We start from the raw sequence: 25,545 nt of genomic DNA, 5'->3' as shown, positions 1-25,545 counted from the left end.
TTGATACGCCGCTGTCGGCAATCCGAGATAGGATGGGCCGGGACGAACCGACCAGTAGCACGCCTCCAGACGGGACAGAGGAGTCTGTGGAGGCCAGCCCTGCGTTTCGTCTCGCGCTATACGTCCGTGACATCGGTACGAGCGTCGGGGCCGTGGTGCTCGTCGGCGCGTTCCTGTTTGCTGTCAGCGGGGTGTGGCCGCCACTGGTCGCCATCGAAAGCGGGAGCATGGAGCCACACATCGACACCGGCGATATGGTGTTCGTCATGGACGCGGAGCGGTTCTCGGGACAGGAGGCCCGTCACGGCGTTGTAACGGCAGCGGCCGGGACAGAGACCGGGTATCGGACCTTTCAGCAGTCCGGGGACGTCATCGTCTTCGAACCTAACGGTAACGAGCAGCGAACGCCGATCATCCACCGGTCGATGCTGTGGGTCGATGCCGGCGAGAACTGGTACGACCGCGCGAACCAGACGTACGTCGGGAGCGCGGACAGTTGCGACGAACTACAGAACTGTCCGGCGCCGCATGCTGGATTTATTACGAAAGGTGACAACAAAGTAACCAACACTAGATACGATCAGGTCACCGGGGCGAGTACCGTTGTCCGTCCTGAGTGGGTCATTGGGACCGGTACTTTCCGAATTCCGCGTCTGGGATACGTGCGGGTCCAGCCGTCTCAGCTGTGGCACACGTCGGTGTCGATACCGGTCGGAGGAGCTACAGCACCAGCGGCAGCCTGACCAAACCGGAAGATAGCGTTCGGTCCAACAACAGAAAGTTGATTGGCCGCCTCCGAGTATTCGTGGTACGAATGGCCGGGTCAGACCGTCGGTCGTCGGACGGAGACGAAACCGAAGGACCGGGAGGGATGATGTACGTGGCCGATATCGTCAGTAGCGCCGGCTCGGTCCTGCTCGTCGGGGTGTTGCTGTTCGCCGTCAGCGGTGTGTGGCCCCCGCTCGTCGCTATCGAAAGCCCGAGCATGGACCCCCATATCAAGGAAGGCGACCTCGTGTTCGTGATGGAAGAGGAGCGGTTCTCCGGCCCGGGTGATCACGAGGGTGTCGTCACCGCAGCGAACGACGACAGCTATCGGACGTTCCAGCGTCCGGGCGACGTTATCGTATACGAGCCCGACGGCAACAGTCGGCAGACTCCGATCATCCACCGAGCGATGCTGTGGGTCGAGGAGGACGAGAACTGGTACGACCGCGCGAACAAGGACTACATCGGGAGTGCGGACAGTTGTGACGACCTCAGCTCCTGTCCGGCCGACCACGCCGGCTTCATCACCAAGGGCGACAAAAACGGCCGATACGATCAGGTCGGCTCTCCCCCGATCAGCGAACCGGTCAAACCCGGGTGGGTCGTCGGTACGGCAGAGATACGCGTCCCGTTGCTGGGACAGGTCCGACTCCAGTGGAACAAGGCCGGAGCGACTGGTGTAGTAACGGACGAGGCGGGGCCGACGGTGACGGACGAGACGGGACCCACAGCGGTGAACGGCACCGCGGCCGGGTAGCCGTAGCACTCGAAGGGGACTGTTTCACCTGGAACGGCCGAGCTGTCGAGCGCGAATACAGTTCGCAGGTCAGTTGTCGAACCGGGCCTGGACGAACGGCTGGACGTCGTCGATATCGCCGAGTCTCGAATCCGACAGGAGCACCGCCTCCGTTTCTTCGGTTGGAACCGAGAGGGAGATCTCTTTCGTGCGCCCGTAGCGGCCCTTCGAGACGACGACGGCGTTGACGATGCCGAGCATGTCCAGCTCCGAGATGAGGTCTGTGACGCGGCGCTGTGTCAGGATGTCGGCGTCGATCTCCTCACAGAGGTTCTTGTAGATGTTGAACACCTCGCCGGTGTTGATGTTGTGGACGCCGTTCTTTTCCAGCAGGATGATGGCAAACAGGACGATCTTCGACTGCGTGGGGAGCGTCCGGACGACCTCGACGACGCGGTCGAGTTCGATCTTCTCCTGAGCCTGCCGGACGTGGTCTTCGAGGACGTTGTCCGTCTGGTCACGCTCGGCGAGTTCGCCGGCCGTCCGGAGGAGGTCGAGCGCCCGGCGTGCGTCCCCGTGTTCCTGTGCGGCGAAGGCCGCACACAGCGGGATGACGTCCTCAGTGAGCGCGTCGCCTTTGAACGCCACGTCAGAGCGTGCCTGTAGGATGTCCCGAAGCTGGTTCGCGTCGTAGGGCGGGAAGACGATCTCCTCCTCGCCGAGGCTGGATTTGACCCGTGGATCGAGGAAGTCGGTGAACTTCAGATCGTTCGAGATGCCCATGATGGAGACACGGGAGTTCTCCAGTTCGGAGTTCATCCGGGAGAGGTTGTACAGCGTGTCGTCGCCGCTTTTCTCGACGAGCTTGTCGATCTCGTCGAGCATGATGACGACCACGCGCTCGTGGTAGTCGACGGCGTCGAAAAAGGAGCTGTACACCCGATCCGTCGGCCACCCCGTCATCGGGACTTCCTCGAACTCCGCCTTGTCGGCTTCCAGCGATTCGATTTCGGTTTCGATGTCGTCGAGGGAATCGAACGCCGTCTCTTCGAGTGCAGCCGCGTTCTCGCGTGCGCGTGATTGAACATCCTCGAGTTCGGCGATGCGGTCGTCGATGAGCTGGGCGTTCTTGTCGATGAACTTGTTCGCGAGCTGGGCCAGCACGCGGTACTGGGTGTCGGTCACCTCGCAGTTGATGTACTCCACTTCACAGGGGACCTCGTACTTCTGTGAGGTCGTTTCGAGTTCCTCGCTGACGAACTTCGCGGACGCGGTTTTCCCCGTTCCAGTCTTGCCATAGATGAGGATGTTCGACGGCGTATCGCCGCGCAAGGCGGTGACGAGAATCGTCGCCATGTTGTTGATCTGCTCCTCGCGGTGGGGGAGTTTGTGCGGCGTGTAGGAGGGGCGGAGGACCTCCTTGTTCTCGAAAATGGGTTCCCCTTCGAGAAGGTCGTCGAACAGGCCGCGGGACGCCTCGTCTGAGGGATCGTCGGATCCGGCATCGAGATTGTCGAGAATAACGTCGTCGAGATCGGACGGCCCGGTCGATGTCCCGGAGTCCGTTTCGACATCGAGTTGCTCGTCGGACCCGTCGGCGTCGTTCGACGTCTCTGTCGTCGACGGGTCGGATGCCGGGGCCGAGTTGTCGCTTTCGTCAGTCATAGTCGAGAGAGTCCCCTTCGTTTCGTGTGGAGAGAGTTGGAGACACCGGAACAGAGGGAGCGAGGAGTGCGTCAGTGCCGTCGTTAGTGAGCATCAGCGCTCTCCGGTGCGTCCAGTTGAACCACATGAACCGTACCGTGAGTCGATATTAAATATTTCGGTACACCACCCATGAAACATATATGTTGTCATATTTATGATTTCTCCCGCATGGGTTCCGTTGTCGTAAAGAGGACTATAGCTTCAGTTTCACTGGGTTAGACGGGCATGGTACGGCAGGGGAATGAGTGGAGGGGAGGGAAGCCATGGAGTGGTTCCGGGAGCTGGTACGCTGTGTGAACACGACTGGTGGTACCACGGAAGGACGGGACCTGTAGGACAAAGCGACCGTAACGGGCCAACCCCCCCACCCCTTCGTTTCCGGTGGAACGGGAAACAGGCCCGGGGGGAGGGGGTGAGGGGGGCGAAAATGCCCTCTAGTAAGGAGAAAGGTTTAATACACTACCTCAAAAACCAAAGCCGTACTAGATAAAACAAATTCCTAGTAGAGGGTAGTGTTCAGTTTTCTAGTGTCTAGGCCGTTCTAACTAGTGGTATCGCAAGTCGCGCCGATTTGAACAGCTGGTCCGCTCCCGATTTGATCGGTAATTCTCCACCCCCTCCCCAGGGGTGTCTGTCGTTCCACCTGAAACAAAGGGGTGGGGGGCTAGGATGGTCCACCCCCAATCCGAATCGCTGGGTTTCGGATGACCGGACTCCACCCGAACAGTTCCCGTCACGATCGCATCCGCGGAAACGCGCACACGCTGATCTGTGCTATGCCTCCCCATGTCAGAAAAAGGACTAATGTCTGACGTAGGCTTAAGTGAATTCGCCTATCTTTTACGGGCAGAGCCGCCATACCGGACGACTCCGGGCGGCGGGAGGATAGGATGGGATTGTTAACAAACCTCAAAGATAGCATCTCACGCGCGGCATCGACGCTGTTCTCCGAAGAGGATCCGAAGCGGATCGGTATCTACGGCCCGCCGAACGCCGGCAAGACGACGCTGGCAAATCGCATCGCACGCGACTGGACCGGCGACGCCGTCGGTCCGGAGAGTCACGTTCCACACGAGACTCGCCGTGCGCGCCGAAAGGAGAACGTCGAGATCGAACGCGACGGGAAGAAAGTGACAATCGACATCGTCGACACGCCGGGCGTGACGACGAAGGTCGATTACACCGAATTCCTCGAACACGACATGGAGAAAGACGACGCCGTCCGTCGCTCCCGCGAAGCGACCGAGGGCGTCGCCGAAGCGATGCACTGGCTCCGCGAGGACGTCGACGGTGTCATTTACGTGCTTGACTCCGCGACCGATCCGTTCACGCAGGTCAACACCATGCTCATTGGCATCATCGAGAGCCAGGACCTTCCGGTGTTGATCCTCGCGAACAAGATCGATCTGGAGGAGTCCTCCGTCCAGCGCATCCGAAACGCCTACCCCCAGCACGAGACGATTCCGCTGTCGGCGCTCGAGGGAGACAACATGGACGAAGTCTACGACAAAATCGCGGAGTACTTCGGGTGATATAATGGCAGAAGTCAAAGACCCAGACGACGGCGTCCAGATCGACCTCATCAGCGGCGAACGCATGGCCGGACTGGCCTCGATGGAGAAGATCCGAATGATTCTCGACGGGGTTCGTGACGGCAACATCGTCATCCTCGAAGAGGGACTCTCCCCCGACGAGGAGTCCCGCCTGATCGAAGTCACGATGACGGAGATCAGCCCCGACGAGTTCAACGGCATCGAAATCGAGACCTACCCCAAGTCCGAGGCTGCCGACGCTAGCATCCTCGACCGTCTGATGGGCAAACAGTCGACCCAGAAGCTGACAGTCATCGGGCCGGCGAACCAGATAGAGACGCTCCATAAGGACGAAACGCTCATCAGCGCGCTCGTCTCCCGGAAATAATGCCCCACCAGTGTACGGACTGTGGCCGTGGCTTCGACGACGGGTCGAAGGAGATGCTCTCGGGCTGTCCCAACTGCGGCGGGAACAAGTTCCAGTATCAGCCCGAGGGGGCCGACATCTCCGAGACGCCGGACGCGGAGCCACCGGAACCACCGGGACCTGACAGCACTGTCGCCCGTACCGTCGGCAAGACCGCCGCCTCGGTACGTGACTTCGTCAGTGGCTCCGCTCCGGACGGCAACCGTCCCGCCGAACAGTCCCATCTCGACGCCGACCGGTCGGCTGACTCACAGCCGAGTGACCCATCCCACACGTCCGGCTCGCCGTCGACCGAACCCGACCGCACGTCTGCGGCTGAGGATTCAGCCCAGGCCAGTGCCCGCGGCGATATCGTCGAACCGGACGAACTCCCGTCCGACGCACCGTCGGCGTCCGAATCAGAACACCAGTTCCGCCCTGTCGGTGCGGACCCTGACCCACCGGCGGAACCAGAGCAGGAAGACCGACCCGACCTGGAGGAACTGCGCGCGGAACTCAACGACCAGTTCGAGTCGATCAAGGTACTGGAACCCGGCCAGTACGAACTGAACCTGATGGAACTGTACGACCGCGAGGAGTACATCATCGCGCTGCAGGAAGACGGGCACTACTCGATTCAGGTCCCCGAAACCATCCGTTCCGAGTGACCGACACGGTCTTATCGCCGCTTTCACCCATTCGTTAGCCCGAATTATGCCGTAGAACGGCTGCACACTCCATTGAGTATCAACGCGGGCACAACCATTATATAATATGCCGTGGATGCTTCGGATAACGCCATGAGCCACCGAGAACTCTCGACATCGGATTCACACCTCGAAGAGTGGGCGTCACTCCTCGGTGCTGATATCGACGACGACGGGCGTGACAGCGACTTGCTTGACGACCAGGACGACCCCGCTTGACATCCTCTCCGCCCTGAAGGGCGAAGATTCCCGACTGCCGTTGGGATATTGTGGTCTACGGGACAACCTGTTCTTGTGGGCGTAATCTGCCCGTTGATTTATCGAACAGGCGCACCGATGGCTGTGCCAAACAGCCGTTACTCCTATCCTGTGACGGACTCGGAGTTACCGTCGCTCGCATATTCTCCGCCGCATTCAGATCACTGTTCGCAACCAAATCACACTCTGAACACACATACAACCCGCGCTCAACACGGTTAGAATCCGCTTCTGTGCCACACTCACAGCATGTTTTCGAGGTTTTTAATCCGCCTTCGGGAACGCGCTCTATACTGATGCCGCGTTCTTCGGCTTTGTATTCAATGTGGCTCAACAGCGTTTCAAACGCCCAATCGTGCAGCCGCTTGTTCCCGTGGCGTCCCCAATCAGAGTCGTCACGAATCTTTTTCGGATGACCTATTGCTATCGTCCCGACATTGCGAGTGGCGCATTGCTCCACAATATCTTTCGATAGTGCGTGCAAGAAATGGTCTTGCCGCCGGGACTTCTTTTGTCGAAGTCGCTGTGCCTCATTGCTCGGGCCGTTTTCACCCTCTGTGTTGTATTCTTCATGACGGAAGTAGTGAGTATCTTCTTTCAGGGCGTTGCCCGGATACAATAGCGTCTCGTCACCGATAGAGACAGCCGCCGTGTTGCAGATACCAAGATCAACACCAGCCGTCTTCTCGCCGGGACTCTCCGACGTTTCAATCTGCATTTCGCAGACGAAATGCAGTTCCCACTGGTTGCCAGTCCAGACAGAACGCACCGTCTGGACGGTTTCAACATCGGAAAGCGTCTGGTCGTCTGCTTGGATCGTGTATTCACAGAGGATGTAGTCTGCGGCGTACCGAGACTCCTTCATATTCGTGCCCTTTGAGAGACGAACGCGGTTGTACTCGGTATCCAGTTTGAAGCCCTTATTTTTCCACGTCACGGTTGAACGCGGGTGTTCGTCGCCGTGTTTGCGATAACCGGGCGGATTCGCGTCAGGATCGTCCTGCTCGTACCACGAGACGAACGCCTCACCAAGTTCTTGGAGAACTCGTTGACTGGACTGAGAATGTAGGTCCGCGTAGCGTTCGTGATTTTTGAGGTACGAGCAGAGTTCGTCGGCGCTTGGGATATGGTCGATAGCGTCCCAAACACGAGAGATTGTCCATCGCCCGATGTTCCAGAGTTTGCTGGCGGCGAAGCCATGCGAATCAAGGTCGTCAGAGACTTGCGAGTGATTAGTGACACTCGCTTTCAGTGTCCGAGTGACGACCTGATTCGACACACGTAAGCATAGTATTATTACTTATATAATTGTTCGGGTGATGTCTAATAGTGGAATATCCAGCCGTAGCTACGGGTGTAGCATGACGCCAATTTGTCGGATTCATGGCCGCCGTGAACGGCGAGGCTTTCTCCTCGTTTTCCCGTAACGATCACGGTTCGTCAGGGAGCACCTCTCGCAGTTACAGCCACGTCTCTCACACCGCTGGCGAGGCGAAAAATACAGCTCGGGACGGATACCGTCCCGAAACCCGTCGGTCGCGAGCGATACCGGGTTACGAGATTTTGTCGTACTGGTCGGAGAGCTTCTCGGCGGCGTCGGCCATCAGGTCCTGCTCGTAGTCGTCGAGGTCCCACTCGACGATTTCTTCGACGCCGTTGCTCCCGAGACGGACCGGGACACCGAATGCGGTGTCCTCGTGCCCGAACTCGCCTTCGAGCTTGACCGACGCCGGTAGCACTTCGCCGGTGTCGTGGAGGATAGCTTCGACCATGTGTGCGACGCCGCGGGCCGGCCCCCACTCGGTCGCACCCTTGCGCTCGATGACGTCCATCGCCGATTCCTGCAGGTCGCCCAGCAGCGCCTCCTTCTCGTCGTCGCTGAACTCGGGGTCGGTGCCGTCGACGCGGACCTTCGAGAACACGGGGACCTGCGCGTCGCCGTGTTCCCCGAGAATCGTCCCTTCGACGTTCTGAACCGGCGCGTCGAACTCCTCGCTCAGCACGTAGCGGAACCGCGCGGAGTCCAGGCGGCCGCCGAAGCCGATGACCTGCTCGCGCGAGCGGTCGCCAGCCTCGTAGAGGTGGCGGTTGAGCAGGTCGACGGGGTTCGACGTGGTCAGCGAGATATAGTCGTCGTTGTGCTCGTCCAGCGAGGACTGGATGTCCTCCATGATCGGCGCGTTGTCGCCGGCGAGGTCGATACGGGTCTGGCCGGGCTGGCGGGGGATGCCGGCCGTGATGACGACCACGTCGGAGCCGGCGGTGTCCTCGTAGCCGCCCTGGCGGACACGCGTGTTCGAATCGTAGGCGATGCCGTGGTTCGTGTCGGCGGCCTGCCCGACCGTGTCGTCTTCCTTGTCCGGGATGTCCACGAAAACGACTTCGTCAGCGATGTCACGGAGCGCGATGTTGTACCCTGCGGCTGCGCCGACTGTGCCGGCTGCGCCGACTACGCTTACCTTTGTCATACCATTCGGAAAGGCTCGGGCGCGAACGTTAAACGTGTCGAAACCCCGATTCCGCCGCACAGCGTTCAGGCAATACCGACATCTCGCACCCGTAAACTGTTTTCAGCCCCGTGGCGTTGTGACTTGTATGAGCGACTTCGACAAGGAAGCCGAACGCGAGAAACTCCGCGAGAAGTTCGAGCAAGAGGAGGACAACCGGGCGGCGACAGAGCAGATGAGCGAACTCCTGTTGAAGGGCGCGACGATGACGAACGCCCACTGCAGCGAGTGTGGCGACCCCATCTTCCGCTACGACGGCCAGGAGTTCTGTCCGACCTGTCAGAAGCCGGTCGCTCGCGACGCGCAGGCTGACCGGGCGGAGACGGACGACGGCGACGAAGAGACGGCGGACAGTGCGGGCGACGGGGACAACATCGAGATGGCCGACCCCAGCGACGAGGCCCGCGTCCAGTTCGGCGACGACAGCAACGAGCCGGACCAGACTGCGGCCGAAGCCGGAGCGGCGGACGGGCAGACCGCACCGGACGCTGCTCCCTCCGCCTCTCAGGAACCATCCCACTCGGACTCGTCGACGGACGCACCACATTCTCCACTCGAAGCGGGGGGCGATAGGACCACACAACCCCGGAGCCAGCCCGATTCACCCGCCCAGAACGCCCGAACCGGCGCTCCGAACCCCGCTGACCGGACCACTGAATCCGAGCGGCAGCCCGGGAACAGTTCACAGGACCCCCCCGTTTCCGCTCGACAGCCCGCGCCATCCGAAGGTGGGGCCGGTGACGTTGCGGCAAATCTCGATGCGGCGTCTGCGCTCCTGGCCGAGACAGTTCACCGCTTCGCCGAGCGCGCCGCGGCGACCGAGAACCCACGCGAGGCTCGCGAGCATCTGCAGGCAGCGAGAGAAGCGGCGGAAGCGCTGGACGCGACGCGGTTCTGAGCGGAGCTACGGGTCGTAGTCGCTGGCGATAACTTCTCGAATCCGGTCGGCGGTCACGTCGCCGATGCCGGACACGCCCAGCAGGTCGTCTTTGTCGGCGGTCATCACCGCCTCGACGCTACCGAAGGCTTCCAGCAGCGTGCGCGCGGTCACCGGCCCGACTTCGGCTATCGAGGCGACGACGTACTCCTGTTGTTCCGGGAGCGTCTTCGACTGTTTCTCCCCGTGAACGCTCACCTCACGGTCGGCCACCTCCTGTTCCCGTTCGGCGATGACCTCCAGCAGGTCGGCGGTCTCGTCTTCGTCGCTGGTCCGGAGGACACTCGCGCCGAAGTCGACGGCCAGCGACGCGAGCGCCCCCTGAATCGCCTTGTGGTGGACGTTACGCGCGCCGAAGAGGTCCTCCCCCTCGATAACGACCACGGGCCGGCCGTAATTTCGCGTGGCGTCGCCGACCTGCTCGAACATCGACCGGTCGCCGCCCGTCAGCGTGTCCATGAAGTCCGCGACGGTCTTGCGCTCGACGACCACGCGGTCTGAGAGGACGTAGTCCCCAACGGCCAGTGTTTCGAGTCGAGTCTCGATACCGTCCCGTGTCGAGAGATCCCGGGCGATGTTGGAGTCGAGTTCCCGCTGGTCGGCGACGATTTCGACGGGGTCGCCCTCGTCGTCTCGGCCGGCGGTAGCGACCGTTCCCTTGTCGGCCGCTGTCCCAGCGGTCCCTTCGCCACCTGCAGTCCCGGTGTCTTCCCCGTCGCTCTGCGTCGCGTCCCCGTCGACTTCGGCCGCTTCCGACGGGTCGTCTGCGAAGGCGTCCAGCCCGGCCTGCCCGTCGCCGTCGTCGTTCTCATCGGCTGACTTGTTAGCTTCGCTACCCCTCCCGTTTCCAGTGGAACCCGACTGCCCTGTTGCGGTTTCCTCCTCCCCGGTTCCACTCGAAGCGGTCCCCTCGGCGTCCTCGTACTCGTCGAGACCGGTCTGGTCGAGGCGGGCTTCCAACTCGCCGGCGACGCTTTTGAGCTCGTTCAGTTCGCGTTTCATCCGCTTCTGGTCGTTGCGGGCCTTCCAGAAGTACGCCTCGTCGCGGGTGTCCTCGGCCAGCAGGACGACGACGCGGCCCTCGGCCTGTCGGCCAGTCCGGCCCTTCCGCTGGATGGCTCGAATCGCGGTCGGCACCGGTTCGTAGAACAACACTAGATCGACTTCGGGCACGTCAAGCCCCTCCTCGGCGACGGATGTCGAGACGAGCACCTCGAACTCGCCGTCCCGGAACCGGTCCAGCGTCTCCTGTTGCTGGCTCTGGCTCATCCCCTCGCTGCCGTCGGTGTCGCTCTGACCGACGAACTTCTGGGTCGTGAAGTGGTCCGAGAGGAAGTCCACGAGCGTCTCGGCGGTGTCCCGCGATTCGGTGAAGACGATGACGCGTTCGCCGTTCTCGATGCCCAGCGTCTCGGCCAGCAACATCCGGGTCTGTCGGAACTTCGGATGCAGGTCGTCGTAGTCACTGGCCTTCCGCATCGCCTCGCGGACCTTCGGCTCGCTGACGAGGCGCTGGTCGGCCTTCGACGCGCCGGAGGAGCGGGCAGCCTCCTTTAGCCGCTCGAAGTACCGCCGCAGGGACTCGACGCTCTGCGTTTCGACGTACGTGACGGCAGTCCGGAGCTTGCGGACCTCCGCGAGAAAGCTCATCCCCTGGTAGCCCTCGCTCTGGTCGTTGTTCATCAGGTCCCGCAGTTGCCCCTGAATCTGCTGGATTTCGCGCTCGGAGATGTCCGCCGAGGATTTGTTCGTGACGCCGAGTTCCCGTAGTTGGTCCAGCCGGTCTTCGATGACCTCGTTGATCGCGTCGCGGATCTCGACGACGACCTCGGGCAGTTCGATGCGGTTCCAGTCGACGCTGGTGTCGTGGGTGTACTCGGCCACGTCGGCGTCGTTCTCGGTCATCACCGCGACTTCGGACAGGCCGAGGTTCTCACACACTTCGAGTATCGCCTCCTCGTCGTCGCCGGGGGAGGCGCTCATGCCCGTCACAAGCGGGTCTTCGGCGTCGGCGTGGTAGCGGTCAGCGATGTAGTTGTAGGCGTAATCGCCGGTCGCCCGGTGGCACTCGTCGAAGGTGCAGTGGGTCACGTCGGCAAGGGAGATACGGTTGCCGACGAGGTCGTTTTCGACGACCTGCGGCGTCGCGATGACGATGCGGGCGTCGTCCCAGAGCGCGGCCCGGTCGTCGGGTCGGACCTCGCCGGTGAACACGACGACGTCCTCGTCGTCGATCTCCAGGGCTTCGCGGTAGAACTCGGCGTGTTGCTGGACCAGCGGCTTCGTCGGGGCCAGCATGAGCGCTTTCCCGCCGACGGCGTGCAGCCGTTCGGCGGTCACCAGTAGCGAGACAGTCGTCTTGCCCAGCCCGGTCGGGAGACAGACGAGCGTGTGGTCTCCGCTCGCCGTTTCCGCCAGTTCGGTCTGGTAGCGGCGGTTCTCCAGGAACTCCGGCGTCACCAGCGGGCGCTCGACGTGCTCGCCACCGGCGTCGGTGGTCGCCATTACCCACGCGTTCGTCCTGCCGGTGGTTAAGGGTTCAGATACCAGGGTGAAAGTGAACGGACGGCCTCAGAGGCCGAAGCCGGGCAGGTACTGGACGCCGACCCACATCGCCAGCGCGCCAAGCACCGGAATCGAGAAGTTGTCGTCGATGACGTACCCGGCGATCCGGGGTTTGACGCCGTCGGCGAACGTCGCCGCGATACCGCCAAGCACGGCTGCCGCGGGGGGGACGAACGGAGCCGCAAGCAGCGTGCAGACGCCGAACATCACGAGCAGGACCCAGGCCTGTTTGACGTTGCTGGCATCAGCCGAGCCCAGCAGGCCGCTGATGGGGTCGCCGATGGCGAGCATCAACATCGCCGGGACGGCGACCGTCTCGGTCATACTCGGAAGCTCGACGGCGAAGGCGACGATGGCTATCCCGACGATGTACAGCGCGTAGCCGGCGGGGTTGTCCTGTTCGTACTCGCGGGTGAGCCGGTCGTACACCACCCAGTCCAGGCCGGTCGTCAGCCGTACGGCTTCGAGAACACACACGACGACGAGCGCCACGGCTAGGAATCCCTGTACGACGCGCCACGTAATCAGGTCCGGCCGCAGCAGATGCGCGAGCGGCACCGTCGCGCCGGTGACGTGAACGAGTCGCCGGGATACCTCGTCGGCCATCTACAGGTCGTCGAAGGTCAGGTCGCCGGTTGCGAGCCGTTCGAGCCGGTCGGCGAGCCCGTCGATGGGGAGGCGTTTCTGCTCGGTCGTGTCGCGTTCGCGTACCGTGACCTCGCCGTCTTCCAAGCTCTCGTAATCTATGGTCACGCAGTAGGGCGTCCCCACCTCGTCCTGGCGGCGGTAGCGCCGCCCGATGGCCCCGGAGTCGTCGTAGGTGACCGAGAGACCGGCGGCCCGGAGGTCGTCGGCGATGTCGCTTGCGAGCTCGGCCATTCCGTCCTTGTCCATCAGCGGGAAGACGCCGACCGTGGTCGGGGCCTGCTCGGGCGGGAGGTCGAGGTAGGTCCGCTCCTCGCCGTCGACCTCGTCGGTCTCGTATGCGTGTGCGAGCACGGTGTAGATGATCCGGCCCACGCCAAAGGAGGGTTCGACGACGTGTGGGCGGATGTGTTCGCCGTTCTCGGTGACCTCGTCGACGCTGAAGTTCGTCTCCTCGACGGGGACGGTGTGGGACTCGCCGTCGACCTCGACGGTGACCTCGTCGTCATCGAAGGCGTCCGGGTTCCGCTCGGCCAGCGCTTCGAGCGCGTCGGCGACCGCGCCGGCGTCCCCGCCGAACTCCGGCCCGAGGTAGCTCATGTCGGGATCGACGGTCGCGCGCTCGACGGTGATCGGCTCGTCGTACTGCTTGAACACCGTGTAGTCCTCGCCGGAGTGCTCGGCGTGTTTCGAGAGGTCGTAGTCGCCCCGGTATGCGAAGCCCGTGATCTCTATCCAGTCGCCGTCGACCTCGCTCTCGGCGTCCCAGCAGTCGGAGGCGTAGTGGGCGCGCTCGCCGGCCAGGTGCTGTCGGTAGCGAAAGCGGTCCATGTCGACGCCGACGCGCTCGTACCACTCCGTGGAGACGCCCAGGTAGTAGGCGACCCACTCGCTCTCGACGATACCCTGGTCGACAGCCTCGCGGACAGTCAGTTCCTGCATCCCGCCGTCCTCGGACTCCTGTGCCGCGGCGGAGTACAGCGGCAGCGTCACGTCCTCGACCTCGGCCAGCGGCGGTTCGTCCTCCTCGGGGTCGATAAAGTGTTCCAGTTCGGCCTGGGTGAACTCCCGGACGCGGACCAGCGACTTCCGCGGGGAGATCTCGTTCCGGTAGGCCTTCCCGATCTGGGCGACGCCGAAGGGAAGCTGATTCCGGGCGTACTCCGAAAGCTGCGGGAACTCCACGAAGATGCCCTGTGCGGTCTCCGGGCGGAGATAGCCCGGCGACGACGACCCCGGGCCGATGTTGGTCTCGAACATCAGGTTGAAGTTGTCGACCGGCTGGTCGGCCAGGGACGTGTGACAGGAGGGACACTCGATGCCGTGGTCGGCAATGAGGTCCATCACCTCCTCGTTGGGGAGCGATTCGGCCTCCTCGATGTCCGTGTTGTCCTCGACCAGGTGGTCCGCGCGGTGGGTCGCCCCGCACTCGCCACATTCGACGATCATGTCGTCGAAGCCGTCGAGGTGGCCCGAGGCCTCGAAGACGGGCTCGGGCATGATGTCGGGGGCCGAAATCTCCTGGTGGCCTTCCTTGACGACGTAGCGGTCCCGCCAGGCGTCCTCGATGTTCGATTTCAGCGCAGCGCCCTGTGGCCCGTAGGTCCAGAAGCCCGCCGCGCCGCCGTAGGCGCTTGACGAAGGGAAGTAGAAGCCGCGACGCTTTGCCAGCTCGGTGAGGCGTTCGCCCTCGCTCATAGGCCTCGCAGCAGGTCGATATCCCGGACGATGCCGGTGAGCTCGTCACCCGACAGCAGCGGGATCTGTTCGATGTCGTGCTCGATCATCAGCTGTGCCGCCTCCTCGGCGGTGCGGCGCTTGTTCACCGTCACGACCTCGTCGGTCATGAACTCGCGGACGGGCTCGGCAGGGAGCTCGACGTTGCGAGTGGGCATGTACCGACCGCCGACGGCTTTGATGCCTTCCCAGGCCCAGTCGTCGTCCTGATTGGCGATGGAGTCGCCGGTGTCGTCCTCGCCCTCGACGACGCGGGCGACCGCGATGATATCGACCTCGGTGAGCATCCCCGACATGTCGCCGTCGTCGCCGAGCACGACGCCGTATGGGACGTTCGCGTGGGAAAGCTCCCGTTCGGCGACGGTCAGCGGCGTGCCTTCGTACACGCAGTTGATGTCGCGGTTGGCGAGATCACCGACGATCCTGTCGCCGTCGACGTCGCCGTTGGCGATGGACCGAATCACGTCGGTCACTGTAATGATCCCTTTGAGCTGGCCGTCGACGATGGGGAGGCGTCGCTCGCCGTCCTCGACCATCACCTGCGCGGCGGCTTCGATAGACGTGTCCTCGCTGATCGCCGGGACTTCCTCGACGAGCAGGGCTAGCTGGTCTTCGTCGGGGCTCTCGATGAGCGCATCGCGTGAAATAATCCCTCTGAACTCCTCGCCCCCGTCGGTCTCCTTGATGACCGGGACCGACGAGAAGGCCTGCTCCTGGAGGTACTCCAGTGCGTCATCACGGGTCCCAGGAATGGTGACCGTGACGACCTCCGAGCGTGGCGTCATAGCGTCTGCGACGTTCATACTGCCAGAACTTCCTTCCCGCATCTACTAAGTCCTTAACATCCGTCCGTTTTCGGCATCCGGGTAGCACGCCGGCCGGCCATCGGCTCTCGCCGACGACCGTGCAGACGCCTTCTCGGAAACCCAGGGACTGTGCCGCCTCGAAAACCCTTCGTCTTCTGCCATATTGATGTTCCGCATCTTGGTATGAATAGAACCACGGAGACAGCCGCTGATAGTTGATGTATAAGGCTCTGTGTGTACTGGCTCACGGACCATATCGTCCCAATATTGACAGGATACGAACTATTGTCAGACAGTTGGCGCTGGATCATACTCTTGCCCTCTATGGGTTTCGCTAAGTTTTTATATGGTTGTTACATATTATCATGCATGGAGTCGGATACTGTCGCTCCGGTTGAGATGGCCGCGGACGGAGACATCATGGCATCCGTCGAAGAGGGTCCAACGGACCAGTTTATCGTCGCTGACGTGACCCGAGACGACGCCTATCTCACAACCCCGCTCGCGGACGCTGCTTCGCTGCCGGCCTGGCGGTAGGGCGGCCCGGCCGAGGCACAGGTTTTCCGGTTAATTAACCCAGTCAACAGCCCCCGGCCGTGCCGTGGACGGGCCTTGGCGCTGGTTCTCGTCCCGGGGACTCGTAGCGAGGTAGTTTAAGGCGCTGTAACACGTTTGTCTATAAATGTCACAGGACGAGTACGAAACTGAACTGACAGGCAGTCGTGCGGACGTGGCGGCAGCGATACATGGCGTAGCAGACGGGGTGCTCGCAGGTGCTATCCGCCTGGAAGGCGGTGAGGAGGCTATCACAGTCGACACCCCGGAGTCGCTCTCACTCGAAATCGAACTCGAAACGGACGACGACGAGGTGAGCCTGGAACTCGAACTGGAGTGGTCCGCTGCTACTGTGGACTCCACTGAGACCGGGGTGGCCGTGTCACCGGCCGAAGTGTCGACAGGAGTCGCGGCGGCCGATGGACAGTCGGACCCGGACGGGGAGACAGGGATCGACACGGCGGCAGAATCGGGAGTTGATGCGGAGGCGAAACCGGAAGACGGCGCAGCAACGGAAACCGACACCGACAGCCGTTCCGACGCCGCCGCTGTTCCGGCGGCCGCGGCCGACGCGTCGCAGTCGCTCGCCCGGTTCGAGGTGTTCCGCGACAGGCGCGAGGAGTGGCGCTGGCGGCTCCGACACCGAAACGGCAACGTTATGGCGACCAGCGGTGAGGGGTACACCCGCAAACACAACGCCTGGAAGGGCCTGCGCAGTGTGATGGCGAACTCACCGGAAGCGACTGTCGTCGACGAGTCCCTGGAGTAGGGGTGGCGACGCACGTACGCCACATCTGTTCTGTCGGGCAGCCACCAGCACCGATGCCGCTCCGTTCGGACGGAGAAAACAAGCGTTATGCCGCCCCAGTAAGTTCGATTCGGTATGAAGGTACTCGTTACGGACCCTATCGCTGATGCCGGTCTCACGCGGCTCCGTGAGGCGGGCCACGACGTCGAAACAGCCTACGAGGTCGAGGGCGACGCGCTCCTCGACGCGGTGGCCGACGCGAACGCGCTCATCGTCCGCTCGGGCACCGAGGTCACCGAGGAAGTGTTCGCGGCCGCGCCCGACCTCATCATCGTCGGTCGGGCCGGTATCGGCGTGGACAACATCGACATCGACGCCGCGACCGACCACGGCGTCATCGTCGCCAACGCCCCGGAGGGCAACGTCCGCGCCGCCGCGGAACACTCTGTTGCGATGGCGTTTGCCACCGCGCGCTCCATTCCCCAGGCCCACGACCGCCTGAAAAGCGGCGAGTGGGCGAAAGGCGAGTTCCTCGGAACGGAGGTCAACAACAAGACCCTCGGCATCGTCGGCTTCGGCCGCGTCGGCCAGCAGGTCGCCAAGCGGCTCGGTAGCTTGGGCATGGACATCGTCACCTTCGACCCCTACATCAGCCAGGAGCGCGCCGACCAGTTCGGCGCGGAACTGGTCGATGACCTCGACGACTGTCTCGCCAAGTCCGATTTCATCACCATCCACACGCCGCTGACTCCCGAGACAGAGAACATGATCGGCGAGGAAGAGCTCGCCGAACTCGAAGGCGGCTACGTCGTCAACTGCGCGCGCGGCGGCATCATCGACGAGCCGGCCCTGGCCGAGGCCGTCGAGGACGGCGTCCTAAAGGGCGCAGCGCTCGACGTGTTCGGCGAGGAACCCCTGCCCGATGACAGCCCGCTGCTCGACGTTGAGGACATCATCGTCACGCCCCACCTGGGCGCGTCGACGGAGGCGGCACAGGAGAACGTCGCCACCTCCACGGCCGACCAGATCATCGCCGCGGCCAACGGCCAGCCCGTCGCCAACGCCCTGAACGCGCCGTCGCTGGACGAGGCGACGTTCAAGCAGGTCGGGCCGTACCTCGACCTCGCCGATACTGCCGGTCGCATCGCCGTGCAGTTGTTCGGCGGTCACATGTCCGAAGTGCAGGTCACCTACGCTGGCGACATCGCCGAGGAGGACGTGGAGTACGTCACCGCCAGCGCGCTGAAGGGCGTGTTCGCACCCTCGGATCTGCAGGTCAACGCCGTCAACGCCCCGCAGATCGCCGAGGACCGGGGCATCGACGTGACCGAGTCCAAGACCCGCTCTTCCGAGGACTACCAGAGCCTCATCACCGTCACCGTCTCCGACGGCGAGGAATCCGTCTCCGTCTGTGGGACCCAGTTCGGCGGCGAGGAGCCCCGCATCGTCCGCATCGACGACCACCGCATCGAGGCCGTCCCCCACGGGCACATGCTGGTCGTCCGCAATCGCGACGAGCCCGGCACCATCGGGTACATCGGGACCGTGCTGGGCGAGGCCGACATCAACATCGCCGGGATGTTCAACGGCCGCGAGACCATCGGCGGAGAGGCCCTGTCCGTCTACAACCTCGACGAACAGCCGCCACAGGACATCATCGAGCGACTCAACGGCGACAGCCGCATCATCGAGACGACCTACGTCGAACTCGGCGACGAGTAACACGCGGCGGAATTTTTCGAAAGCCAGTCGCGGGTTATTTGCTGTCGATAAGGCGCTCGTACCGGTCGACGACGGCCTGGCGGTGTTCGCGCTCCTGTTCGAGCGCGGTTTCGAGTGTCGCCACCTGCGAGCGCAACAGCGCGATCTGTATCTGATAGATCGTACTGGGCGTCTGTCGGGCCGATGGTGACGGGGAGCCCGACCGGTCCCCGGAGTCGAACGGCGGCGCTGAATCGCGGGACGAGGCCATACCCGTGACAGGACCGCCACAGGCAAAAACACCCGTCGGACGGCCGTCACGCGCCCGTCTGTCGACCTGATGAATCCGGGTGCTACTGTCGCTCACATGAAGTCCGCGATGCCCGACTGCTTGTTGTGGTCGTTCTCGAACACCGACTCGATTTTCCGTTCCAGTATCTTGAGCCGCTGTTTCGTGTAGTCGCGCGCGCCGAACTCGTCGGCGACGCGGATGGCCGTGTCGATGTACTTGTTGACCGACCCCTCGTGGACGGTGAGGTTGACGCGGCCGCCACACTCTCGGCAGTCGCCGGTCAGGGGCGCGCGGCGGAACGACTCCCCGCAGTCCAGACAGCGAGTCTCTTGCCGGGAGAACGCCCGGAGGTTCCCGATGAGGTCCGGCAGGAAGTGGTACTCGATGATGCGCTCGGCCACGTCGCTCTCGACGACGGCCCGGAGTTTCCGGGAGATCTCAAGCTGGGCGTCCATCTTGTCTTCCATCGACCCGAGCGTCTTGTACGCCGAGAGGTCCGGCCCGGCGGCGATGTTCGCCGTGTCGTGGGTGTGGCGGAACTCGGTGTACTCGCGGTCGGTCCCCAGCGTCTCCTCGGCGATCTTCATCACGTCCTCGACCTCGGTCGGGTCTTTCATCTCGCGGGTGGCCTCGTAAAACTCCCGAGGGTAGGACGCCATGATGTCCATGTTGTGGGCCTCGTCGTCGATCTCGCTGGGGTCGATGCGCGAGGACATCACCAGCGGGGCGTCCATCTGTCCGCCGCGCTGGTTCGGGAGGTAGGACTTCGAGAAGTTCAGCAGACCGTCCATCAGTAGCATCACGCAGTCCTCGTCACCGTCGCACTGGCCGACGTAGGTTCCTTCGACGGCAACGCGGTGCGTGTCGACGACCGTGAGACAGTAGACGTGGTCCACGTCGCTTTCGACGTACTCGACAGTCTCGACGGTGTCCGTCGGGGCTGCACCGTCGGTGGCTGCCGTCGAGGCCTCGCCGCGTGCCGTCATCGTGGTAGTCTCGCCGCCGTCGTAGGCCGGGAGTTCGTCGCCGGGGGTCAGGTCGCTGGCCGGGACCTCCTCGATCCCATCGGGACCGGCCCGGAGCATCGTGTGGTCGGGCGTGACCCGGAGTGTTCGGTCCCCGACGGAAATCTCGACGAGGTGGTCCGGTGCGGGGTGTTTCGAGACGGCGTCGACGGGCTGGCGACAGGGGCCGTCCTCGCCCAGCGACGACACGGTCACCTCGCCGTCGAGTTCCTGTACGAGCGTGCCGAAGTCGTCTTCCTCGGGGTCGTCCAGCCGGTCTTCGACCAGCTCCTCGATAGGACCGTATTCCCAGCTGCCGCCTTCGTCCTCATACCACAGTCGGGTGTCCGGGTGGAAGCAGTTCCGGCGTTTGGCGGCGTGGAAGTACGGATGCGCGTAGCCGACGGCGGCGGAGGTGAAGCCGACGACGCGGCCGACCGTCGCCGCGCTGGTGTGTGGGGCCATCCCGAACACGAGTTCGCCGACGAGGTCCTCGCGGTCGTCGAACTCGTAGAACCGCTCCAGCCCGTAGTACTGCTCCAGCAGGTCGTCGACGAAGCGAGCGGTCTGGAGCATGTGCTCGGCCGCGCCGTCGGAGAGGACGATGTCCTGAACCTTCAGCTCGACCAGTTGGTCGTCGTGGGTCAGCGGGTCGCCGTGGATGTCCTCCGTGTAGCCCAGGCCGCGGAGTCGCTCGGCGGAGACGTCCAGTTCCGCGGCCCGGACCGCCGTCACCGGCAGGTCCGTCATGTCGTAGCGGACGGTGCCGTCCTTGAACGCGGAGACGTCGTGTTTCGCCCGGAGGATCCCCTTCTCCATCGGCTCAGGGACTTTCTCCTCGGAGGTGAGCCCCTTGACCGCTTTCAGTTGCTCGAAGGCTGTCTCGCGCTCGCCGACGTTCTGCAGGGCATCGCGGTAGGCCTCTTGCAGGTCGAGCACTTTGTACTGGGTCGGCGAAGCGAGCGTCTCACAGCGCGAACACTCCGCCCGGCCGGACTCGTCGCGCTCGACCTCGGCCTCGCAGTCGGGGCAGACGTACACCGGCTCGGTGGTGCCGCCGCAGTCGACACAGTTCGCCTGGTGGGTCTCGGTCCCGCAGTCGGGACAGCGCCGGCGGGCGATCTCCACCTCGACGCGGCCGGGCGTGTCGCTCATCCCGTCGGCGTGTTTCGTCGCCTTGGCCACGTCACGCTGTGCGCCGCCGGCCTCACCGATGGGGCTGAGCGTGTGGACGGCCGGGGAGAGGTCCCGCCGCTCGGATTTCTCGGGGCGACCCATCCGGTTGCCGATGCGGGTCGGGGCGCGCTCACGGACCTGAAACGGCGCGATCTCGTTGATGGCTTCGATGGCGTTCTGGCCGTCTTCGCGTTCGGCGTCCTCGGCAACCCCGATTGCGTCGAGCGACTCGCTCTCGCCGTAGGTCTTGGCGCGCTCGGAGAGGTCCGCAGGCGTCCAGTCCCGCTCTAACGAGCGGGAGAACCCGAGTGTCCGCACCAGCGGCACCCAGTCGGTGACGGTAATCGTGTCGTCGTCTTGGGTGTGCTCGACGAGGAGGTGTTCCAGCGTCTCCTGGACGGCATCGGTGCGGGACAGGACGAGCGCGCCGTCGTCGCTGTACGTCTCGCCCGCTGTACCATTCACCTCCGGGTCGGCGTACGCGCCGTCGGCCTGTGCGACCTGTGCATCCTCGACGGCGTCGGCGAGCGCACACACCTGGTCGACGCTCACGTCGTGCCAGAGGTAGGTGTATTTCGGGTGCAACGGGGCGTCGTAGTCGGTCGCCCACTCGATGGCTTCCTCGGCGCTCGGGTCGGCGAGGTCGACGTGGGGCGAGTCCTGCATCGCCTGCACGTCCGCGCCCGCGGCGTCGAGGTCCTGTTCCCACCACTCGACGGTGTAGGAGGCCGGCGCGAGCGGGTGGTTGTTCTCGACGAACTCGCCGTAGTTGACCAGGTACTCGCCCAGGTCGAGTATCTTCTCGACGCCGTTGCGGACTTCCAGCGCCTCCTCGGCGTCGTCGATGCGGCGCACGTCGCCGTTGGCCAGGCGGACTGTTGGCCCCTCGATGGTGTCGACCGGCACGACGCCAGCGGCTTTCCCCGGCCGCTCGGTCTTGATCTGTGTGCCGGTCGCGAGGAAGTCGTCGACGAGATGCATCGTCGCCGGGTGGACGCCCGCGGTCGCGAAGCCGTGGTTGCGCGACCGCCCGTAGCGAAGCCGGAACCCGCCCGCCTTCGACGGGTGGGAGAACACCGGTCGGCCGGCGATGAGGTCCCGGAGGTATTTGTCGGCTGGCTCGACGCGGGGCGGCCCCGACTGCTCGTCAGCGTCGTCCTCGCCGCCGTCGTCCGCTCCCTCGCTCGCGTCGTCTCCACTCGCGTCTTCCGAGCCGTCCGCCTGGTCGGCCTCGTCCTTGCCGATGGTCCCGTCGATGAGATCCTGCAGCCACGGCCAGTCGACCTCGTCTAAGTTCCGGGTGTAGCGCTGGATCTTCGGCGCTTTCAGGGCAATCCCTTCGGCCAGTACCAGACACATCCCGCCACGCGGCGAGTTCGAGTCGACACGTTCGAGGTCGCGATACCCGGACACCTCCTCGTCGCCGGTCGCCTCGCCGTCGAGCATGATGGGCATGTGCTCGGCGATGAACTTCGTCTCCTTCTCCTTGGGCGAGTACTGCAGGCCGGTATCCTTGTCGTAGAGGTCGATCTCCTCGGCGTAGCGGCCGATCTCCTCCTCGCGGGCCTTGTACTGGTCGATGCCCAGCAGCGCGCGGGCGTAGTCGGCGACCAGCACCGACAGCGCTTGCGCGGTCCCGCCGGCGGAGCGGATCGGGCCGGCGTAGTAGACGTTGATGAACTCCGTCCCGTCGTCGTTTTCCAGCAGTTCGACGCGGTCGATGCCCTCTATCGGGGCGGCGACGACACCCTCGGTCAGCAGGGCAACGGCGGTCCGGACCGCCCCCTCGACTTTCCCTTCGCGGCTGTCGTAGTCGCCGACAGTCCCCTCGACGAAGTCCTCGACCAGTTCCAGCGCGGCCTCCTCGCGGGACATCTGCCCCTCCAGCTCTCGAACCCGCTCGGCGACGCCGTCGATGCCGAGGATGTTCTCGACCCGGTCGGCCATGTCGCGCGCGGTCGGGATTTCGACTTCTGGCTTCGGGTCGCCGCCGCGCTCCTTGGCCCGTTCGGCGACGTCGAAGGCGGCTTCGAGCTGGGTTTCTAGCGTCTCGAAGTACTGTTCGTCGGCCTCCCGCATCTTAGATGTTCCAGAGGTCGAGGTCGGTCGGCTCGTCGTGCTCCCGTTCCAGTGCCGTGTCGAACCCGCGGACGTACAGCTCGCCCGCCCAGACTGTGCCGGCGTTCAGGTGGCCGGCAATCGCTTCGCCGTCGGGCCGCGAGAGAACGGCGTGAGTGTGGGCGAACCGCTCCCCGTCCAGCTGCGAGATGTTGCCCATACAGGCGGCGACTTCCAGCGGTTCGTCGAAGGTCAGCGAGTCGTACTCGGTCCGGTCCTGGTCGTAGAACATGAGCTCCACGTCCTGGACTGCCCCGAGCCCGTAGAAGAAGCCGGCGTCGATGCCCTGTTCGTCCGCGAAGGCCTCGATTTCGCCCCGCCAGTCCGCGCCGTGTGCCAGTCGGCAGACGTACTCGGACGTACTGTCGACTTCCCGGTAATCCATATACGTACTCGATGGCAGGCCGCTCCAAAAGCGTTGCTTTCGGTGCGACCGTTTATATCCGAGGCCGGGATCACCGCCGCCATGACGTAGCCACGACCCGGCGCGCTCAGCGATTGCGCGGCACACCGCGCCGGGACCGACCCGTGCCGCCTGTTCGCCATTGTGCCGGGACAGACGACCGACCGGCGTTACCCCGGCAGCGACACCCGACTGACCGGCTGGTTCCGGTCAGCGTCGTAGAACGAGAGTTCGTCGACGGTCCACCGGATCGGCTCGATGTCCCGCTCGACCAGCCGAGCGGCCGCGTCGCGGTCCCCGGCGCGGGCGACGGTTACGTGCGGGACGTACTCGTCGCCCTCCATGCCGTCGACGGGATCGAACCGCTCGCAGAGCCGCTCGTGCAGGGCGACAAGCCCCGGGCTCTCGACGGCGAGATACACCACCGGCGATGGACCGGTCACGGCCGTCTCGAACTGCTCGACGCCCGAAATCCGCGCCTCGAACGCCGGCTGGCCGCGAAGCGCCTCACGCCCCTGCGCTTCCAGTCGCGCGTAGGCCGCGTGGTCGCCGCCGCCCAGTCGCTTGGCGACTAACGTGTGCTCGCCCCGACCCCGCCGCTGTGCGAGCGGCAGTTCGGCTGCGAGGTCGGCCGCCAGCGACGTGACTGCCGACGGGAGCGGGACGTTGATGCTGTACACAGTGAGCGGGTCGCTCGCTGCGGGCAAAAAGAGCGCGGTCCTACAGCCGGTCGAGCAGCCACAGGACGATGAGGACGATCAGCACTACGCCGAGTATCGGCTGGAGCGGCCCGAGAAGCCACCCCAATACCCCCAGAATCCCACCGATAATTTCGAGCACTAACCAGACCACAACGAGGACGAGGACAATCTTCAGCAGTGTGTCCACGTCCAGTTTGGCTCTGTCCATGCTCGACAGGACTCCCTCGTGGGGCAAACCCCTTGTGGCTGTGGGGGCTGACCATTCGGGTGCGGCACGGAAGCGGCCTGTGATGCAAGGCCGCTGACTATCAGTTCACACAATCGGCAATAAACGATATACCTGCTGAGGGGATAGCCGCGGTAGGATGGGCCGGAGCGCTGGAACGCTGGTCGTCGTATTCGTCGCGATAGCACTGCTTGTACCGACAGCGACCGGAGTCGGTTTCGGCAGCCTCGGCCAGCAGTCCGTCGACGCGGACGTGGTCGTGATGACGGCGGACGTGAACCCCGATGGAACGGCCGACTGGACGGTCGCCTACCGAATCCGACTAGACGACGATAACGCAACGCAGGCATTCGAGGACCTGCGGGCGGATATTCAGGCCAACCCGTCGGCGTACACGGACCGCTTCGAGAGCCGGATGCAAAGCACCGCTGGGGCCGCGGAGAACGCAACCGGCCGCGAGATGGCTATCGAAAACGTCGGTGTGACCGCGCGCGAGGAGACGTTCGGCCAGACGTACGGCGTCATCACCTATCGGTTCCAGTGGACGAACTTCGCCGGTGTCTCCGGCGACCGCATCGAGATCGGCGACGCGCTCTCGGGGCTGTTTCTGGACAGCGAGACCTCGTTGACCGTGCGCTGGCCGGCGAACTACCAGGCTGACTCCGTCGCGCCACAGGCCGACGAACGGGAGAACGCCTCTGTCACCTGGCGGGGGCAACAGACGTTCGGGGAAAACGAGCCGCGAGTGGTCGTCCGTCCGGGGGACGCCGCTAGCGGGGAGGACGGATCGAACGGACTCCTCATCGGCGGACTCCTCGCGCTGGTTGGCATCGCCGTCGGGGCGTACGCCCTTCGGCGGTACGGCGTGCTCGGCGGCGGTGAGCCGGCCGAACCGCCGGCGTCGATGGTCGAGTCGGATGGTTCCGAAGCGGAGACGGCCGCCGGCACGGACCCCGACGCTGGCGCACCGCCGGCCGAACTCTTGAGCAACGAGGAGCAGGTCCTGCAACTGCTCGAATCGAACGGCGGGCGGCTCAAACAGCAGCAGGTGGCCGGCGAACTCGACTGGACCGACGCCAAGACGAGTCAGGTCATCGGCGGCCTGCGCGACGAAGACAAGGTCGAGACGTTCCGTATCGGCCGGGAGAACGTGGTGACGCTGCCGGACACCGACGTGACTGGTGGGGACGGTGACGGGAGCGACGGAGCCGACAGCGGCGGCGAAACACAGTAATAAAGGTACCGACAGTTCACCCGAACCTATCACTTGATACGGTCGCAGTACTGCGGTTTTAATTCGGCTTAATCGG

General features: G+C 64.0%; 23 protein-coding genes. 11 read left to right on the top strand and 12 right to left on the bottom strand.

Annotated elements, in window-relative coordinates; translation table 11 throughout:
- Nucleotides 1-32 precede the first annotated feature (32 nt).
- Together VI234_RS06155 and VI234_RS06150 are read left to right on the top strand one after the other, a co-directional pair.
- Nucleotides 33-743, top strand: coding sequence for a S26 family signal peptidase (locus VI234_RS06155; RefSeq protein WP_008307185.1), 711 nt, complete (start codon nt 33-35; stop codon nt 741-743).
- A gap of 128 nt (nt 744-871) precedes the next feature.
- Nucleotides 872-1,525 carry a S26 family signal peptidase gene (locus VI234_RS06150; RefSeq protein WP_008307186.1) on the top strand — a complete coding sequence of 218 codons (654 nt, stop codon included), beginning with the start codon at nt 872-874 and terminating at the stop codon, nt 1,523-1,525.
- Nucleotides 1,526-1,594: 69 nt separating this feature from the next.
- On the opposite strand, the gene VI234_RS06145 is transcribed toward VI234_RS06150, so the two are convergent.
- Nucleotides 1,595-3,169 carry a Cdc6/Cdc18 family protein gene (locus tag VI234_RS06145; protein WP_008307187.1) on the bottom strand — a complete coding sequence of 525 codons (1,575 nt, stop codon included), beginning with the start codon at nt 3,167-3,169 and terminating at the stop codon, nt 1,595-1,597.
- 932 nt (nt 3,170-4,101) lie between these two features.
- Here VI234_RS06145 and VI234_RS06140 point away from each other — a divergent pair.
- The 4 genes from VI234_RS06140 to VI234_RS06125 all read left to right on the top strand — a co-directional run bounded on the left by VI234_RS06140 (nt 4,102) and on the right by VI234_RS06125 (nt 6,075).
- On the top strand, nt 4,102-4,743 hold the full coding sequence (locus VI234_RS06140) for an Era-like GTP-binding protein (RefSeq protein ID WP_004590329.1): 642 nt from the start codon (nt 4,102-4,104) through the stop codon (nt 4,741-4,743).
- A 4-nt stretch (nt 4,744-4,747) separates the two neighbouring features.
- Nucleotides 4,748-5,131: a DUF2073 domain-containing protein gene (locus VI234_RS06135; RefSeq protein WP_004517591.1), complete on the top strand. Its 384-nt coding sequence runs from the start codon at nt 4,748-4,750 to the stop codon at nt 5,129-5,131.
- Complete coding sequence (locus tag VI234_RS06130; RefSeq protein ID WP_336329524.1) at nt 5,131-5,817, top strand: OapC/ArvC family zinc-ribbon domain-containing protein; 687 nt, start codon at nt 5,131-5,133, stop codon at nt 5,815-5,817. The genes VI234_RS06135 and VI234_RS06130 overlap by 1 nt, the downstream gene beginning before the upstream one ends.
- 132 nt (nt 5,818-5,949) lie before the next feature.
- Nucleotides 5,950-6,075 carry a hypothetical protein gene (locus tag VI234_RS06125; RefSeq protein ID WP_008307189.1) on the top strand — a complete coding sequence of 42 codons (126 nt, stop codon included), beginning with the start codon at nt 5,950-5,952 and terminating at the stop codon, nt 6,073-6,075.
- 55 nt (nt 6,076-6,130) lie between these two features.
- On the opposite strand, the gene VI234_RS06120 is transcribed toward VI234_RS06125, so the two are convergent.
- Both VI234_RS06120 and mdh read right to left on the bottom strand, forming a co-directional pair.
- Nucleotides 6,131-7,393 (bottom strand): RNA-guided endonuclease InsQ/TnpB family protein, encoded by a 1,263-nt coding sequence (locus VI234_RS06120; RefSeq protein WP_008307190.1) that lies wholly within the window; start codon nt 7,391-7,393, stop codon nt 6,131-6,133.
- Nucleotides 7,394-7,667: 274 nt separating this feature from the next.
- A complete protein-coding gene (mdh, locus tag VI234_RS06115; protein ID WP_008307191.1) occupies nt 7,668-8,582 on the bottom strand; it encodes a malate dehydrogenase in 915 nt (304 codons plus the stop codon).
- Between the two features lie 127 nt (nt 8,583-8,709).
- Between mdh and VI234_RS06110 the strand changes: the two genes are divergently transcribed.
- On the top strand, nt 8,710-9,519 hold the full coding sequence (locus tag VI234_RS06110) for an Sjogren's syndrome/scleroderma autoantigen 1 family protein (protein ID WP_336329523.1): 810 nt from the start codon (nt 8,710-8,712) through the stop codon (nt 9,517-9,519).
- Between the two features lie 6 nt (nt 9,520-9,525).
- Here the strand turns inward: VI234_RS06110 and VI234_RS06105 are convergent, their stop codons facing one another.
- The 4 genes from VI234_RS06105 to VI234_RS06090 all read right to left on the bottom strand — a co-directional run bounded on the left by VI234_RS06105 (nt 9,526) and on the right by VI234_RS06090 (nt 15,308).
- A complete protein-coding gene (locus VI234_RS06105) occupies nt 9,526-12,063 on the bottom strand; it encodes a DEAD/DEAH box helicase (protein WP_336329522.1) in 2,538 nt (845 codons plus the stop codon).
- 66 nt (nt 12,064-12,129) lie between these two features.
- On the bottom strand, nt 12,130-12,729 hold the full coding sequence (locus VI234_RS06100; RefSeq protein WP_336329521.1) for a dolichol kinase: 600 nt from the start codon (nt 12,727-12,729) through the stop codon (nt 12,130-12,132).
- Nucleotides 12,730-14,466, bottom strand: coding sequence for a glycine--tRNA ligase (gene glyS / locus VI234_RS06095; RefSeq protein ID WP_336329520.1), 1,737 nt, complete (start codon nt 14,464-14,466; stop codon nt 12,730-12,732). It abuts the gene before it with no gap.
- On the bottom strand, nt 14,463-15,308 hold the full coding sequence (locus tag VI234_RS06090) for a CBS domain-containing protein (RefSeq protein WP_008307196.1): 846 nt from the start codon (nt 15,306-15,308) through the stop codon (nt 14,463-14,465). Before VI234_RS06090 ends, glyS begins: the two co-directional genes overlap by 4 nt.
- A 372-nt stretch (nt 15,309-15,680) precedes the next feature.
- On the opposite strand from VI234_RS06090, the gene VI234_RS06085 reads away from it, so the two are divergent.
- From VI234_RS06085 to serA, 3 genes are all read left to right on the top strand, one after another.
- Nucleotides 15,681-15,848 carry a DUF7556 family protein gene (locus tag VI234_RS06085; RefSeq protein ID WP_167320669.1) on the top strand — a complete coding sequence of 56 codons (168 nt, stop codon included), beginning with the start codon at nt 15,681-15,683 and terminating at the stop codon, nt 15,846-15,848.
- A gap of 145 nt (nt 15,849-15,993) precedes the next feature.
- Nucleotides 15,994-16,635, top strand: a complete 642-nt coding sequence (locus tag VI234_RS06080) for an amphi-Trp domain-containing protein (RefSeq protein ID WP_336329519.1) — start codon at nt 15,994-15,996, stop codon at nt 16,633-16,635.
- Between the two features lie 114 nt (nt 16,636-16,749).
- A complete protein-coding gene (serA, locus tag VI234_RS06075; RefSeq protein WP_336329518.1) occupies nt 16,750-18,336 on the top strand; it encodes a phosphoglycerate dehydrogenase in 1,587 nt (528 codons plus the stop codon).
- A 34-nt stretch (nt 18,337-18,370) separates the two neighbouring features.
- On the opposite strand, the gene VI234_RS06070 is transcribed toward serA, so the two are convergent.
- The 5 genes from VI234_RS06070 to VI234_RS06050 all read right to left on the bottom strand — a co-directional run bounded on the left by VI234_RS06070 (nt 18,371) and on the right by VI234_RS06050 (nt 24,217).
- Nucleotides 18,371-18,586 carry a hypothetical protein gene (locus VI234_RS06070; protein ID WP_008307200.1) on the bottom strand — a complete coding sequence of 72 codons (216 nt, stop codon included), beginning with the start codon at nt 18,584-18,586 and terminating at the stop codon, nt 18,371-18,373.
- 92 nt (nt 18,587-18,678) lie between these two features.
- Nucleotides 18,679-22,866, bottom strand: a complete 4,188-nt coding sequence (locus VI234_RS06065) for a DNA-directed DNA polymerase II large subunit (RefSeq protein WP_336329517.1) — start codon at nt 22,864-22,866, stop codon at nt 18,679-18,681.
- Between the two features lies 1 nt (nt 22,867).
- Entirely contained in the window at nt 22,868-23,290 is a 423-nt protein-coding gene (locus VI234_RS06060; RefSeq protein ID WP_336329516.1) for a PPC domain-containing DNA-binding protein, read from the bottom strand.
- A gap of 188 nt (nt 23,291-23,478) precedes the next feature.
- Entirely contained in the window at nt 23,479-23,988 is a 510-nt protein-coding gene (locus VI234_RS06055; protein ID WP_336329515.1) for a 2'-5' RNA ligase family protein, read from the bottom strand.
- A 40-nt stretch (nt 23,989-24,028) separates the two neighbouring features.
- Nucleotides 24,029-24,217, bottom strand: a complete 189-nt coding sequence (locus tag VI234_RS06050; RefSeq protein WP_008307204.1) for a DUF7554 family protein — start codon at nt 24,215-24,217, stop codon at nt 24,029-24,031.
- A 157-nt stretch (nt 24,218-24,374) separates the two neighbouring features.
- Between VI234_RS06050 and VI234_RS06045 the strand changes: the two genes are divergently transcribed.
- Nucleotides 24,375-25,469 (top strand): helix-turn-helix transcriptional regulator, encoded by a 1,095-nt coding sequence (locus tag VI234_RS06045; RefSeq protein WP_336329514.1) that lies wholly within the window; start codon nt 24,375-24,377, stop codon nt 25,467-25,469.
- Nucleotides 25,470-25,545: the final 76 nt, after the last annotated feature.

The organism is Haloarcula sp. CGMCC 1.2071, from assembly GCF_037078445.1.
GTDB lineage: Archaea > Halobacteriota > Halobacteria > Halobacteriales > Haloarculaceae > Haloarcula > Haloarcula amylolytica.
The sequence above is the reverse complement of the archived record's forward strand: the minus strand, read 5'-3'. Positions and strand labels throughout refer to the sequence as shown.